The sequence below is a fragment of the Neobacillus sp. SuZ13 genome (genome assembly GCF_030123365.1).
Classification (GTDB): Bacteria; Bacillota; Bacilli; order Bacillales; family Cytobacillaceae; genus Neobacillus.
Genome location: NZ_CP126107.1, coordinates 168,667 through 184,562 on the forward strand (window position 1 = coordinate 168,667; position 15,896 = coordinate 184,562).

A 15,896-nucleotide genomic window follows, 5' to 3' on the forward strand; every position below is an offset into this window, starting at 1 on the left:
TCCGCATTTCTGCTTTCCTTTATCTCGGTTGGAGCGCTCCAGTCCATACGCCGCTAAACGGGCGCTTACTCCTTTTGTTCCGTATATTCATACATAATTTTGTCGAGTTGAGTCATCGGTATGAAAGCGGTTAAAATAGAATCATATTGGGTTAGGAGGAATTTATATGAACAAGCTTTCGATTATTGGTATGCCGATGGATTTAGGACAAATGAGACGCGGGGTGGATATGGGGCCAAGTGCGATCCGTTATGCTGGGGTTGTTGAACGCCTAAAGCCGCTATTTGATGAAATACATGATTTAGGGGATATTCCAATTGGAAGACCAGAAGTTGTAGTTGATAAAGAATCCAATTTACGAAATTTAGATTTAGTTGCCGAAAAAAGTGCCTTACTTGCTGAAAAGGTAGATGCAGCTGTAGAGTCTGGTGCATTCCCACTCGTTCTTGGCGGGGATCATAGTATCGCAATTGGTACTTTGGCAGGTGTATCTAAACATTATAAAAATCTTGGAGTAATCTGGTACGATGCCCATGGCGATCTAAATACTGCAGAAACAAGTCCATCAGGAAATATCCATGGAATGCCTCTTGCTGTCAGTCTCGGGTTAGGGCACAGCATGTTAACCGAGATAGGCGGTTATGGACCAAAAGTAAAACCCGAGAATGTAGTTATTATTGGTGCAAGAGCGCTGGATGATGGAGAAAAAGAGTTAATTAAAGAAATAGGTATCAAAGTATATACTATGCATGAAATAGACCGGATGGGGATGGCCGCAGTAATGGAAGAAACGATCGCCTACCTTAAGGATAAGACAGATGGTGTTCATCTATCACTTGATCTAGATGGTTTAGATCCAAATGATGCACCAGGAGTAGGCACACCAGTTATTGGTGGGATTAGTTACCGTGAAAGCCATCTTGCCATGGAGATGTTAGAAGAGGCAAAAATTATTACCTCCGCTGAATTCGTTGAAGTAAATCCTATTTTAGATGAAAAAAATAAAACAGCTAAAGTAGCTGTTGAGCTAATGGGCTCATTATTCGGGGAAAAATTATTATAAACGAAAACAGCTGCACATAATCTGTGCGGCTGTTTTTTTATTTTCAGCTTATTATTAAACCTTTTAGGAGATTTTTGTTAATATTAAAGGTGTTGTAAAATTTTTTCGTTTTTAAACGAAACTTTTCTGTAATCGATACGTATTATCGGTTAGCAGCAATGGAGCTGAGTAACTTAATGGATGCAATAGTAAAAAAGAGAATAAAACAAGTAATCAAGGGTGATCAAGATGCCTTTGGTGAAATTGTTGAATTATATAAAAACAGTATTTATCAACTTTGTTTTCGCATGCTTGGAAATCGACATGAAGCAGAGGATATCGCACAGGAAGCTTTTATCCGTGCCTATGTTAATATCAAATCCTTTAACCAAGATTTGAAATTTTCTACCTGGCTGTTCAGGATTGCCACCAACCTGTGTATTGACCGAATGCGTAAAAAGAAACCAGATCATTATTTAGATGCTGAAGTTGCAGGGACAGACGGCTTAACCATGTACTCACAGATCCCTTCCAACACCCCGCTGCCGGAGACAGAGTTGGAAAGTTTGGAACTGCAGGAAACCGTTCAGAAAGAGATCTTAAAACTGCCTGACAAATATCGGTCAGCAATTGTTTTGAAATATATGGAAGAACTATCCTTACATGAAATTAGTGAAATTCTTGATTTACCCCTGGGAACAGTTAAAACAAGAATTCACCGGGGCCGGGAAGCACTAAGACAACAATTACGATATGTATGATAAGAGGTGAAACTGTCAATGTGTCCAGAGCAAATCATCGAACTAATGCATGAATACTTAGATGAAGAAATTACACCCGAACATGAACGAACCCTAAGAGAACACCTCCAAAGTTGTAAAGATTGTGAAGCGTTATTTAATGAATTAAAAAAGACGATTGCTTTTGTAAAAAGCGTCTCATATATGCAAGCGCCTGATGATTTTACCGCTAATGTATTGGCGCGTTTACCAAAAGAGAAGAAAAAGATTTGGATGCAGCGCTGGGTAAAAAACCATCCCATGCTTGCAGCTGCATCACTATTTTTCATATTAATGATGGGCAGTCTCTTTTCTACTTGGAATGAAGATCGCGAGTTTTCTGTTACAAAGCAAAAAAACTTAGTCGTTCAAAATAATACGGTTATCGTTCCTAAAGGTGAAACGGTCAAAGGCGATGTCATCGTCCGAAATGGCAAATTGAAAATTGAAGGTGAAGTCCAAGGTGATGTAACCGTCATAAATGGAGAAAAGTATTTGGCTTCTGCAGGACATGTAACGGGGCAAATTGATGAAGTAAATGAAGTGTTTGATTGGATTTGGTATCATATTAAAAAGACTACACATGATGTTGTTCAAATTTTTGAAGAGCAACCAGAAACTAAATAAAAAACAAATCACTCTAGCTGAGTGATTTGTTTTTTTACTGAGATACATATAATAGGTACAAGTGGTATTTATGATATAATAAATAGATTGTATTTTATATGTAATTAAGAAAATTACGGAGGAAGAACAATGCCGTTTGCTGATTTCGAAATATGGAAGTATTTAGCTAGTATTGTTGATATTGTCCTCGTATGGTATGTCATTTACAAGTTGATCAATGTGATTAGAGGAACGAAGGCCGTTCAATTACTAAAAGGCATTCTCGTTATTCTTTTAGGCAGAGTTGTCAGCGAGTTTCTAGGCTTCCAAACGTTGAGCTGGATGATGGAACAGGCGATAACATACGGGTTTCTTGCAATTATTATCATTTTTCAACCAGAACTCAGAAGAGCCCTTGAACAATTAGGCAGGGGGAAGTTCTTCTCGAGAAGCAGTACGGTGGCTGATGAGGATCCGGAAAAAGCAGTTGAAGCGATTGTCAAGGCAACCGATTATATGGCAAAGCGCCGTATTGGAGCGTTAATCTCAATTGAAAGAGAAACAGGGATGGGCGATTACATAGAAACTGGTATCCAGTTAAATTCAAATATTTCCTCAGAATTGCTCATTAATATCTTTATCCCGAATACACCGCTTCATGATGGTGCTGTTATTATTCAGAAAAATAATGTCGCTGCGGCCGCCTGTTATCTTCCTTTATCGGAAAGCCCGTTTATATCCAAGGAATTAGGAACGAGGCACCGGGCAGCATTAGGTATCAGCGAAGTCACAGATAGTTTAACTGTCGTTGTGTCGGAAGAGACCGGTAATATTTCACTTACAAAGAATGGAGAACTTCACCGCTCAATCAATCTTGATGAATTAAAGGAATTACTTACGAGTGAATTGTTAATTAACACCAAACCGAAACAAGCTTCTTCAGCTCGTTGGAACTGGAGGGGGAAGAATAATGGATAAATGGATGGATAATTCCTGGTTTATTAAAATTCTAGCGTTGCTATTAGCTGTTCTTCTCTATTCCTCTGTCCCACATACAGGGAAAAAGATAACAGATGTGTATGTTCCCGGAGAACAATCTACGGCGACAATTACCAATATTCCTGTCAATGTTTATTATGATACGGAAAATTTAGTGGTGTCTGGAATTCCAAGCAATGTTGAAATTACCTTAAAAGGTCCACTGACGCACATCCAGACGGCAAAGGCCTTAAAAAACTTTGAAGTATATGTAAATTTAACAAAAGCCAAAGTTGGAAAACAGAAGGTGAAAATAAAGGTAAGAAATCTGTCAGATAAATTGACTGCAACGGTGAAACCAGGCAGTGTGACTGTTTCTGTCCAAGAAAAAATCACCAAGGAATTTAAGGTAGAAGCAGAATTTAATAGGAATCAAATAGATGAAGGGTATTCAGCCGGTACTCCCGTTGTTGAGCCGAGTAAGGTGAAGATTACCGGTGCAAAAAATGTTGTCGATCGAATTAACTACGTTAAGGCAACCTTTGAGGCAAAAAATAAACTGAAAGAAACAATTACTAAAGATGCTCACATCCAGGTACTTGACAAGGACCTAAATAAGTTAAATGTTCAAGTGGAACCTGATACAGTGGAAATTACGATTCCAGTGAAAAGCAACACGAAGACTGTACCAATCAATATTGTTAGAAATGGAACTGCCCCAGAGGGAGTGACAATTGAATCGATTGAAATCGATAAAAAAGAAGCAACCGTCTACGGGAGTGAGAGTGTACTTAATAATACTGAAAAAGTCCGCGTGGAAGTAGATCTTAGTAAAATTACCGATAATACCACACTCACATTGCCTGTTATCATATCGAATGGAATTACCAAGGTAACCCCGCAAACGGTAAAAGCAACGGTTGTGGTTAAAAAAGAAGAAGAAAAAACCCTTTCGGATGTACCTGTTACCATTAAAGGATTAACCGATGAATATGAGGCAACCATTAATGATCCTGAAAATCAGTTGATTGATATCCTTGTTAATGGTCCAGCTTCTAAAGTTACTCGCGTTAAACCTGAAGACTTTAATGTCTTTATTGATGTGTCTAACCTTGAAGAAGGGGATCATGAAGTAGACATTCATGTTGACGGTCCTTCTGCTGTAGAATGGAAACCAACTAAAACATCAGCGAAAATTACGATCCATAAAATTAATGCATAATATCCAGCAATACACATGTTGAAGGAGAGATTTTTAAAATGGGAAAATATTTCGGTACCGATGGGGTACGTGGAGTAGCAAATAGTGAATTAACACCGGAACTTGCTTTTAAATTAGGACGCTATGGCGGATATGTTTTAACAAAGGATAAGGATCGTCCCAAAGTCCTCATCGGACGTGATACCCGTATATCTGGACATATGTTAGAAGGAGCCCTAGTGGCAGGGTTACTATCTATTGGAGCGGAAGTCATGCGTTTAGGGGTTATTTCTACTCCAGGTGTTTCATTTTTAACAAAAGCCTTAGGTGCACAAGCAGGTGTCATGATTTCTGCTTCGCATAATCCAGTCGCCGATAATGGAATTAAATTTTTTGGTCCCGATGGCTTTAAACTCTCCGATGAGCAGGAGTTAGAAATTGAGAAACTTATTGACATGACAGATGATCAACTGCCTCGACCAGTCGGTTCAGAACTAGGGCAAGTCATGGATTATTTCGAAGGCGGTCAAAAGTACTTGCAATACTTGAAAAATAGTGTTGATGAAGATTTTTCAGGAATCCATATTGCTTTAGATTGTGCGCATGGGGCGACGTCGTCGTTAGCCGCACATTTATTTGCTGATTTGGATGCGGATCTTTCCACCATGGGAGCGTCTCCGAATGGTTTAAATATTAATGCGGGTGTTGGTTCCACACACCCTGAAGCATTAGCCGCTTTAGTTAAAGAAAAAGGTGCTGATGTAGGTCTTTCTTTTGACGGTGATGGTGACCGTTTAATTGCCATTGATGAAAATGGTTCAATCGTGGATGGAGACCAAATCATGTATATTTGTGGTAAATATTTAAAGGAGCAAGGTCGCTTAAAACATGGAACCATTGTTTCAACCGTTATGAGCAATCTCGGCTTCTATAAAGCACTAGAAGCACATGGAATCCATAGTGTACCTACGGCTGTGGGTGACCGTTATGTTGTCGAAGAAATGAAGAAAAATGGTTTTAATCTTGGCGGAGAACAATCGGGTCATATTATCTTCCTTGACTATAACACCACTGGGGATGGCTTATTATCAGGGCTGCAGTTAGTCAATATTATGAAGGTTACAGGGAAGAAGTTATCTGAACTGGCTGGTGAAATGAAGAAATTCCCGCAAAAGCTTGTCAATGTAAGAGTTACTGATAAGCATCATGTAACCGATAATGAAAAGGTTAAAGAGGTAATCGAGCAGGTTGAAGCTGAAATGGCTGGTGACGGTAGAATTCTCGTACGACCATCTGGTACAGAACCGCTTGTCCGTGTTATGGCAGAAGCACCAACAGAAGAATTATGCGAATCCTATGTCAACCGAATCGTCGCAGTTGTTAAGGCAGAAATGGAATTAAAAGAAGAATAGAACCCATATAATATGCATAAGGGAACGGTCTCCTTCCTTTATGCATATTTTATTATGTATGAATGATGGCGAATTCCTGATTTTGGTTGACGGGGACACGTAATCATAGTAGTATTAATTTGCTTTGTTTTTTAAAGCAAAATACTGCATAATTTTAACGGAAGGTGGGCAGTGAGAGAATATATTGGTTAAAAAAAGCGCCTGAACTAACCTAATGCGGTGGGTTAGTTGACGAGGAGGAGGAGTATCGAATGTTCGGCGGATACCTCCCGGTTGAAGACGCACAACCGAAAATTTCTTCTTTAAAACACAGAGGCAACTTTGTGCACAAAGAGAAGAAAATGCGCATACTAACAGTAATGTTTTCAGGCAGGTATAGACAGATACCTAATAAAACAGAGATAAGGGGGCAAGCATTAGCCTCCAAAGCATTCTTGCCCCCTATATCAGGGAGGAAATAGAAAATGTGTGGAATCGTAGGATATATCGGAAATAATGATACAAAAGAAATATTATTAAAAGGTTTAGAAAAACTTGAGTATAGAGGTTATGATTCAGCAGGCATAGCTGTTATGAACGAAAATGGAGTTCATGTTTTTAAGGAAAAAGGTCGTATAGCTGACTTACGTAAAATCGTTGATGAAAATATCGCGTCAAATATGGGAATTGGTCATACTCGTTGGGCAACACATGGTGTTCCTAGTAAGGTAAATTCTCATCCTCATCAAAGCACATCTGGTCGATTTACTCTTGTTCATAACGGGGTAATTGAGAACTATGACCTCCTTAAGCGCGAATATTTAGCGGATGTTACATTCACAAGTGAAACAGATACTGAAGTTATTGTTCAGATGATTGAATTATTTGTCAAAGAAGGATTAGAGGTTTTAGAGGCATTCCGTAAAACACTCGCGCTGTTACACGGTTCATATGCTCTTGCATTATTAGATGCACAAGACAACGAAACCATTTTTGTAGCGAAAAACAAAAGCCCGCTTCTAGTCGGATTAGGAAATGACTTTAATGTTATTGCCAGCGATGCGATGGCTATGCTTCAAGTAACGAATCAGTACCTTGAATTAATGGACAAAGAAATTGTTCTAGTTTCAAAAGATACAGTGACCATTCAAAATCTTAACGGTGAAATCATTAGCCGAAAGCCATATACTGCGGAACTTGATGCAAGTGACATCGAAAAGGGTACGTACCCGCATTACATGTTAAAAGAAATTGATGAACAGCCGCTTGTAATGCGTAAGATTATTCAAACGTATCAAAATACTCAGGGTGAATTAACTATTGCTGAGGATATCATTAAAGCCGTGAATGAAGCAGACCGGATCTACATTGTTGCTGCGGGAACCTCTTATCATGCAGGACTTGTCGGTAAGCAGTTCATTGAAAATATTGCTAAAATTCCTGTTGAAGTTCATATTGCTAGTGAATTTGTTTACAATATGCCGCTTCTAACGAAAAAGCCGTTGTTTATTTTCATTTCACAAAGTGGAGAAACAGCCGACAGCCGTGCGGTGCTTGTAAAAGTGAAAGAAATGGGTTACCCAACTTTAACAATAACCAACGTTCCAGGCTCTACACTTTCTCGTGAAGCGGATTATACACTTTTGCTTCATGCAGGACCTGAAATTGCCGTTGCTTCTTCTAAAGCATATACTGCACAACTAGCAGTACTGGCCATTCTAGCTGAAGTAACAGCAAAGAGCCAAAACATTCCTGTTGATATGGATCTAGTTCATGAACTAGGTATTATTGCAAATGCAATGGAAGTACTCTGTGACTCAAAAGAGTTAATTGAGCATATTTCAAGAGAATTTTTATCAGTAACAAGAAATGCATTCTTCATTGGCCGCGGTGTTGATTATTATGTTGGCTTAGAAGGTGCTTTGAAGCTGAAGGAAATTTCTTATATCCAAGCTGAGGGCTTTGCAGGTGGAGAATTAAAGCACGGAACGATTGCCTTAATCGAAGAGGGTACACCAGTAATCGCTCTTGCCACCCAAGAAAGTGTAAACCTAAGTATCCGTGGAAATGTGAAAGAGGTTGCTGCACGTGGAGCAAGCACTTGTATCATTTCAATGAACGGCTTAAATATGGACGAAGATAGCTTTGTCATCCCAGAAGTCCATGAATTATTAACACCACTTATCTCTGTTATACCAATGCAATTAATTGCTTATTACGCAGCTCTGCACCGTGATTGCGACGTTGATAAACCGCGTAACCTTGCGAAATCGGTAACGGTGGAGTAAAAAGACTGTCCTAAGAAACTGTTGATGTCCGTTAAAAACAAAGTTGGAAACTTTAAAACAAAGATGGAAACCAGCACGACTAGAAAAAGGTATCAGCTAATGCTGATACCTTAATTTTTTAGACTAACTGTTTGATGACAACAACGTCGGAAACTGACTTTAAATTGTTTTCAACAATTATCATTAAGAAGATGATCAACTAAGACTCAATCCAATTTCAGGATTGGATCTTTTTTTTAATGAGAATTCGCCTAAGGTAGAAAATTGTCTTTTATAATCCAATGGTTATTTATGTTAAAAAAACTTTGCGAAAGACTGTACTTAAAGTAACGAAGCAGGGTCACAGAAGTGATTACGCTTTTTTATAAAAGAATGATTGAATTGAATATATCAAGAGCGTGTTTGGATTAATCTTTTTTTCAAACACGCTCTTTCTTTTTGTTTGTTAAACAAGGTTATTAGGTTCAATTGATCAAACATTAGTAAGTTACCTAACACTTGGCTGCACCTTAATGTTTCATTGCTATTAATACCTGTACTATCTTTTCATCGGGATTTGGCAAAGAGATTTTTTCAAACGTTACAGGTTAATTTAGGGAATATAGACAGCGATGGTATATGCTATTCGCTGTTTTTTCTTGGGGGGAATTTTTTCGAAATGGAGCATAAGGCCATGAGGTAGGTGTTTCATATCGTGGAGGAAGGCTGGGGGCGCTGACAAGAGCGCCATTTCATGTCTTGCGGGGAATCGAAATGTACCTAGGAAAATCATTTGACTCAAATTATTTTTCTAGTAAATCATTTTAACCGGCCCATATATTCTATATCATATCGATATGAGTTATTTTCCAATGATCATTCTTAATCAGGTGCTCTAAGCTATCTTTATCTTTATTCTTAAAGTAATCAATAATTTGTTTATGCTGTTCATTCATTTGTTCTAATACTGTAAAGAGTTTTTCTTCGTCTTTACTTAAATAAATCTGCCTAACAAAACTATTCTGTAAAGAATCAAGAAGATCAATTAATGTAGAGTTGTAACACTTATCAATGTATATTTTATGGAATTGGTTTTGGTATTTTTGATAATCTGTATAATTTTTCTGAGAAATGGAAAGGTCGATTTTCCTAACCAACTCTTCCATTAGTTCCATGTCATCTTCGGTCAAATTGTCCAGAGCTAAAGTGGCTGCAAAGGCATCTAGTACACCAACAACACTAAAAACATCGAGCTTTTTCTTGGTATCAATTTCTTTAACGATAAATCCTCTTCGAGGAAAGAACTCTAGTAGATTTTCAGAAGCTAGTTGGATTAAGGCTTCCCTCACAGGTGTTCTGCTTACTTCTAATTTCTCGCTTAGTGCTATTTCATTTATCTTTTGATTGGGAAGTAATGTTCCATTCTGAATTTCTGTGGCTATGTAATCGTATACATGATCTTTTAATGATCGGTACCTCTTTTTGATAGTTATTCCCCCCAAAGTTAAAAAAAGTGGAAATTCTTGCTTTTTATATTAGCATGAGCACCCAAATTCTTCAATATCTCTTCAATATCGTCCCAAAGTAACTCATTATCCTTTTTAAATCTATTGTATCCAATTCTTATATGTTATGAATCAATTCATATTAGATTCTTATTTTTGGAAAATTAAAAGAATAGGGAAGAAGCGGACGGTGTTTTTTTAGACCGGCCAATACAAATAAATCTTAATTATTAAAACTAAACAGTTAAATTTTAAAATTTAACATTGAAAATGGAAAAGGTCCATTATATAATCTTCATAGAGATATTTTTCAGACAATTCAGTGTATTATACAATATATTGTATAATTTAAAGTGTTTTAGTAAGAAGGTGTCCAAAGAACGAACCACATTAAAAATAAGATGTGTAAAAAATTTAGTGTAAAGAGGGATTTTTTTAATGAAATTTAGTGGGGATACAAAAGGACATTTTCAAAGTTATAAAAATGAGAGGTGGTAGAAACATGGGTGAAAGAAACTTTAAAGGTATAAAAGACGGTACAAAAGCTGTATGGGCAGGAGAAAAAGAATTTCTTGCTTATAATGCAACCCAAGTTCCTGTGGTGCTTAGTGTAGCCTACAATTACAATGACGTGGATGAGTGGCAAGAGGTTGCTCTCGGAAATAAACCTGGACATATTTACAATCGAATGACAAATCCAACTGTGCAAGCTTTTGAAGAAAAAGTACGAATTCTTGAGGGAGCGGAGGAAGCGATTGGTTTCTCATCAGGAATGGCCGCTATTAGCAGCACCTTATATACATTTTTAAGGCCTGGAGACCGAGTAATATCCGTAAAAGACACCTATGGGGGAACTAATAAAATCTTTACTGAATTCTTGCCGCATATCGATGTAGATGTAACGTTATGCAACACTGGAAATCATGAAGAAATTGAAGCTGAAGTGGCCAAAGGATGTAAGGTTTTATATTTGGAGTCTCCAACCAACCCTACCATGAAAATTACGGATATTAAGAGAATGGTGAGAGCCGGAAAATCGGTGGGGGCATTGGTGGTAATAGACAATACTTTTGCTACTCCTATTAATCAAAATCCAATTCAATTAGGAGTTGATATCGTCATCCATAGTGCCACTAAATTTTTAAGCGGACATGCCGATGCGTTAGGGGGTGTGGTTTGCGGCTCCAAAGAACTGATGAAAAGAGTTTATCACTATCGCGAAATTAATGGAGCAACCATGGATCCGTGGTCAGCTTATCTTATTTTAAGAGGGATGAAAACGTTAAAACTTCGTGTAAGGCAGCAAGAAAAGAGTGCAATGGCGATTGCAAAGTATCTGCAAAAGCAAAAGTTTGTGGAAGCAGTTTATTACCCTGGATTAGAAACACACCCACATCACCAAATTGCAAAGGAACAGATGAAGGGTTTCGGCGGAATATTAAGTTTTGTATTGAAAGATGAAATGGAGGCGATCAAAATTTTATTGCCAAAATTACAATATGCAAACAAAGCTGGAAATCTTGGAGCTGTTGAAACGATATACGGACCAGCAAGAACGACCAGCCATGTCGAATGTACTTTTGAAGAACGGAAAGCTCTTGGTATTCCGGAAGGTTTGGTTCGTATCTCCGTAGGGATTGAAGATACAGAAGATCTTATTTCGGATATAGAACAAGCTTTTTCCCATTTAGAATCGCAATTTCCTGTTAATAACAGCAAGTGAAAATATAACAATGGAAGAGGTATTGAGTATGGCACATAAAATTGCGTTGCTTGGTTTTGGTGTAGTTGGTCAAGGATTTGCAGAAATTTTAGAAGAAAAAGGTGAATTGTTACGCAGCGGACTTGGCTTGGATGCAAAAATTGTTGCCATTTCCGATTTTCTTAAGGGATCTCTTTATCATCCAGAAGGCTTGGATATTGCTAAAGCATTACAAGCTGTAAAGGAAACAGGGAAACTTGATTGTTACCCGGAAAGCCCTGGTTTGGTAAGAGGATGGGATAGTTTTCAGACAATCTGTGAAAGTAATGCGGACACCATTGTAGAAATTACTTTCACAGATGTAAAAACCGGCCAACCTGCCATCGATCATTGTAAAGCAGCATTTGAAAGCAGAAAGAATGTAGTAATGAGCAATAAAGGTCCAGTTTCTTTAGCTTACCAAGAGCTGGTTGAGTTAGCCAGAAAGAATCATGTTCGATGGGGCTTTGAAGGAACCGTTATGAGCGGAACACCTGCATTGAGAATGCCCCTCGTTGCATTGGCAGGAAATAATATTTCCGAAATACGTGGGATTTTAAATGGAACGACCAATTATATTTTAACTAAAATGGAAGAAGGTTTGAGTTATGAGGCAGCATTGGCTGAGGCACAAGCTCTTGGCTATGCAGAGGCAGATCCTACAAGTGATATCGAGGGGTATGATGCCCAATATAAAGCTACTATTCTTGCAAATATTGTCATGAATGTTCCGATGAAACAAGAAGAAGTAGAATGTGAAGGAATTAGTCATCTTACACAACAAGATATCCAATGGGCAAAATCTAAGGGGAAAAAGTGGAAACTTATTGCGAAATGTATAAAAGATGGTGATAAAGTCATCGCAAAGGTAGGTCCCGAAGCGATACCGATTACAGATCCTTTAGCTGGAGTCTCAGGTGCACAAAATGCGATTACATATGATTGCGATTTAGCCGGTCCGATCACGCTTATTGGTGCCGGAGCGGGCCGAAAGGAAACTGGATTCTCTATTCTTATTGATTTAATTAATATTAGCCGCGGTCAATTGTAATCTTTTGCACCATTAAATTACAAAGTGAAAAATTAGTCATATGAGGTGGTTACATAATGACATTTATAGAGACACAGACAAAAGCAAATAAGATGTTTCTAGCTGGAAAGTGGGTATCCCGCTCCAAAAGCATTAAAGTCTTCGACCCCCAAGATAATCGTTTAATCGCAACTGTCCCTGCCGCTAATGAGGAAGATGTACTTCAAACCATAGAGGAGGCAAAAAAGGGAGCAAAAATTGCTGCTGACATGACGACACACGAAAGAATCACGATTCTAAATCGTGCTGCTGACTGGATTTATGAGCATAAAGAAAAATTTGCAACCACGATTGCAAGTGAGGGAAGTAAAACAATTAAAGAGGCAAGAAAAGAAGTATTACGCTGTATTGAGACTCTTCGTATTAGTGCTGAAGAGGCAAGGAGAATGAATGGAGAAACGATTTTATTTGACCAAATGCCGGGAAGTGAAGATCGCATGGGATATTATTATCGTTTTCCTATTGGAATCATTGTGGCGATCACGCCTTTTAACGATCCATTAAACCTAGTTGCACATAAAGTGGGGCCAGCTATTGCTGCTGGAAATGCGATCATCGTTAAACCAGCACCAGCTACACCATTAAGCGCTCTTTTATTGGCAGAAGCATTTGAAAAAGCAGGTTTGCCTCCTAAAGTTTTATCCGTCATTACCGGTTATCCAAGTGACATGGGAGAAAGCCTGATTACCCATCCAGCGATACGAATGATATCTTTTACAGGGGGACTTTCCACTGGCCAAGCGATTATGCAAAAGGCGGGCATGAAAAAGTTCAGTATGGAATTAGGATCGAACTCACCGGTTATCGTTCTAGAAGACGCTGATTTAGAAGAAGCCGTTGAATCAACTGTTTCCGGAGCCTTTTGGGCTGCTGGTCAAAATTGCCTCGGAGTGCAAAGAGTATATGTTCAAGAAGGGATTTATCAGGACTTTGTCGGAAGGTTCCTTACTCGTACTCTAAAGTATCGAGTGGGTAATAAATTTTCAGAGGAAACTGATATGGGGCCAATGATATCAGAAAAGGAAGCCAAGCGAGTGGAGAGTTGGGTTAATGAAGCCGTTGAAAGCGGTGCAAAATTGCTATGTGGCGGCAAACGAAAGGGATCTTTTTATTACCCAACTGTTTTAGAGAATGTACCAGCTGATTGCAAGCTGGCAACGGAAGAAGTCTTTGGACCAGTTGTTACCCTTTATAGTGTTCCTGATCTTGAAACGGCTATTTTTCAATCTAACAATGTGGCTTTCGGCTTACAAGCAGGTATTTTCACTCAAAATTTAAATTATGCTTTGGCGGCTGTACGTAAGCTGGATGTAGGCGGGGTTATCGTAAATGACAGCTCCGATTATCGAATAGATGCGATGCCTTTTGGGGGGGTAAAAGGTTCTGGTATAGGTCGTGAAGGAATTAAATTTTCACTTCAAGAAATGACCGAACCAAAAGTTGTTTGTTTTAAGATTGCCGTTAAAAGATAATAAGACAATTCAGTGGTATAATGCTAGTTTAATAGGAATTGACCTAATAGGTTGGCCGATGGTTACCTATACCAAGGGAGGAAACTGCATGCTACAGGCAAATAATTCTGATCAAAATCAGTTAAAGCGTACAATGAAAAGCAGACATTTGTTCATGATTTCGCTAGGAGGGGTAATTGGAACGGGCCTTTTTCTAAGCACGGGCTATACCATTAATCAAGCTGGACCAGGAGGGACGATTCTCGCTTATTTGGTTGGGGCATTGATTATGTATCTTGTTATGCTGTGCCTTGGTGAATTAACTGTAGCCATGCCGGTAACCGGTTCATTTCAAACGTATGCTACAAAGTATGTCGGTCCTGCTACCGGATTTACCATTGGTGTAATGTACTGGCTTACCTGGGTGGTAACAGTAGGATCGGAATTTACCGCATCTGGTCTATTAATGAAGCGATGGTTCCCTGATACTTCTGTTTGGATATGGAGTGCCATCTTTGCGATTATCCTTTTTCTACTAAATGCCTTTTCAGTTAAATTTTTTGCAGAAGCAGAATTTTGGTTTGCCGGAATTAAAGTAATTACCATTATATTATTTATCATATTGGGGGGAGCCGCGATGCTTGGTTTCATACCAATGAAAGGCCATGCATCTGCCCCGATGCTCTCACATTTTACTAGTGAAGGAGGTCTTTTTCCTAATGGACTGCTTCCAGTTTTAATGGCTATGATTTCCGTAAACTTTGCCTTTTCAGGAACAGAGCTCATTGGAATTACAGCGGGAGAGAGCGAAAATCCGGAAAAAGACATTCCCCGATCCGTTAGAAATGTAATTTGGAGAACCGTTTTCTTCTTTATCGGAGCTATATTTGTATTATCTGGATTAATCTCTTGGAAAGAAGCAGGAGTCATTGAAAGTCCGTTCGTTATGGTCTTTGATAATATAGGAATTCCTTATGCAGCTGATATCATGAACTTCGTTATACTTACGGCTTTATTATCCGTAGCAAATTCCGGTCTCTATGCATCTACTCGTATGTTATGGTCTCTTTCCAACGAAAAAACAATAAGCCCCCTCTTAGGAAAGTTAACCTCAAAAGGAGTGCCGCTTAATGCGTTAATTGTAAGTATGGCAGTAGCCTGTTTGTCGTTATTCTCTAGTGTAGTTGCACCAGATACGGTTTATTTAGTGCTTGTAGCTATTTCGGGATTTGCCGTGGTTATTGTGTGGATGGGAATTGTGTTATCGCAGTATATGTTTCGTAAGCATTTTATTAAAGAGGGGGGGAATATTTCACATTTGAAGTTTCGTACACCTCTTTATCCCTTTGTGCCCATCACTGCTTTTGTTCTATGTTTCGCTTCTTGTGTAGGACTTGCTTTCGATCAAAGCCAACGAATTGCTCTGTATAGCGGAGTACCCTTCATTGCTTTATGCTATTTTTACTACTATATTAAAAATCGTGGAAAGAAGAATCTATTAAATTCTCAAGATGAACTCGATCAGTATATAGAGAATATTAAGTAGAGAGGGTCTGGTGTTAGAGATCCATTAAAATGGAATATACTACTGATACTATCGGGATTGATGTAAAAAACTGTAAATGAAATAAAAAAACGTACAAAATCTTCGGTTGTCAGACTGTTAAGCTAATACTCCAATCCATTGCTGAATGAATTTCACCTTACTTTGGACAGACTTCTCCGCAGGAGAATCTGTCCTTTTTAACCAAATTCATCGTTTCGACTCTACCTATACTCTGTTTAACTTAAGTAACGGCCAAGACATTTTTCCAATTTTGGTCTATATTGATGAACTCAATGAAC

Annotated in this window: 12 protein-coding genes; 11 read left to right on the forward strand and 1 reads right to left on the reverse strand. The window is 38.5% G+C overall.

Annotated elements, in window-relative coordinates; genetic code table 11:
• Positions 1–166 precede the first annotated feature (166 nt).
• From rocF to glmS, 7 genes are all read left to right on the forward strand, one after another.
• Positions 167–1,063 (forward strand): arginase, encoded by an 897-nt coding sequence (rocF, locus tag QNH17_RS00960; RefSeq protein WP_144556145.1) that lies wholly within the window; start codon positions 167–169, stop codon positions 1,061–1,063.
• Positions 1,064–1,239: 176 nt separating this feature from the next.
• Positions 1,240–1,803 carry an RNA polymerase sigma factor SigW gene (gene sigW, locus QNH17_RS00965; protein ID WP_283876985.1) on the forward strand — a complete coding sequence of 188 codons (564 nt, stop codon included), beginning with the start codon at positions 1,240–1,242 and terminating at the stop codon, positions 1,801–1,803.
• A gap of 18 nt (positions 1,804–1,821) precedes the next feature.
• Positions 1,822–2,448 carry an anti-sigma factor family protein gene (locus tag QNH17_RS00970; protein ID WP_283876986.1) on the forward strand — a complete coding sequence of 209 codons (627 nt, stop codon included), beginning with the start codon at positions 1,822–1,824 and terminating at the stop codon, positions 2,446–2,448.
• 129 nt (positions 2,449–2,577) lie between these two features.
• Positions 2,578–3,405 (forward strand): diadenylate cyclase CdaA, encoded by an 828-nt coding sequence (cdaA, locus tag QNH17_RS00975; RefSeq protein ID WP_283876987.1) that lies wholly within the window; start codon positions 2,578–2,580, stop codon positions 3,403–3,405.
• Positions 3,398–4,627: a CdaR family protein gene (locus tag QNH17_RS00980; RefSeq protein ID WP_283876988.1), complete on the forward strand. Its 1,230-nt coding sequence runs from the start codon at positions 3,398–3,400 to the stop codon at positions 4,625–4,627. The genes cdaA and QNH17_RS00980 overlap by 8 nt, the downstream gene beginning before the upstream one ends.
• Positions 4,628–4,665: 38 nt before the next feature.
• Positions 4,666–6,018 (forward strand): phosphoglucosamine mutase, encoded by a 1,353-nt coding sequence (gene glmM / locus QNH17_RS00985; protein ID WP_283876989.1) that lies wholly within the window; start codon positions 4,666–4,668, stop codon positions 6,016–6,018.
• Positions 6,019–6,482: 464 nt separating this feature from the next.
• Positions 6,483–8,285, forward strand: coding sequence for a glutamine--fructose-6-phosphate transaminase (isomerizing) (glmS, locus tag QNH17_RS00990; RefSeq protein ID WP_283876990.1), 1,803 nt, complete (start codon positions 6,483–6,485; stop codon positions 8,283–8,285).
• Between the two features lie 821 nt (positions 8,286–9,106).
• Here glmS and QNH17_RS00995 read toward each other — a convergent pair.
• Positions 9,107–9,766: a GntR family transcriptional regulator gene (locus QNH17_RS00995; RefSeq protein ID WP_283876991.1), complete on the reverse strand. Its 660-nt coding sequence runs from the start codon at positions 9,764–9,766 to the stop codon at positions 9,107–9,109.
• 505 nt (positions 9,767–10,271) lie between these two features.
• Between QNH17_RS00995 and QNH17_RS01000 the strand changes: the two genes are divergently transcribed.
• From QNH17_RS01000 to QNH17_RS01015, 4 genes are all read left to right on the forward strand, one after another.
• A complete protein-coding gene (locus tag QNH17_RS01000; RefSeq protein ID WP_283876992.1) occupies positions 10,272–11,492 on the forward strand; it encodes a cystathionine gamma-synthase family protein in 1,221 nt (406 codons plus the stop codon).
• Positions 11,493–11,520: 28 nt separating this feature from the next.
• The gene (locus QNH17_RS01005; RefSeq protein ID WP_283876993.1) at positions 11,521–12,561 is read left to right on the forward strand and encodes a homoserine dehydrogenase; all 1,041 of its coding nucleotides are present in this window, start codon (positions 11,521–11,523) and stop codon (positions 12,559–12,561) included.
• 56 nt (positions 12,562–12,617) lie between these two features.
• Positions 12,618–14,072 carry an aldehyde dehydrogenase family protein gene (locus tag QNH17_RS01010; protein WP_283876994.1) on the forward strand — a complete coding sequence of 485 codons (1,455 nt, stop codon included), beginning with the start codon at positions 12,618–12,620 and terminating at the stop codon, positions 14,070–14,072.
• Positions 14,073–14,160: 88 nt separating this feature from the next.
• On the forward strand, positions 14,161–15,597 hold the full coding sequence (locus QNH17_RS01015) for an amino acid permease (RefSeq protein WP_283876995.1): 1,437 nt from the start codon (positions 14,161–14,163) through the stop codon (positions 15,595–15,597).
• Positions 15,598–15,896: the final 299 nt, after the last annotated feature.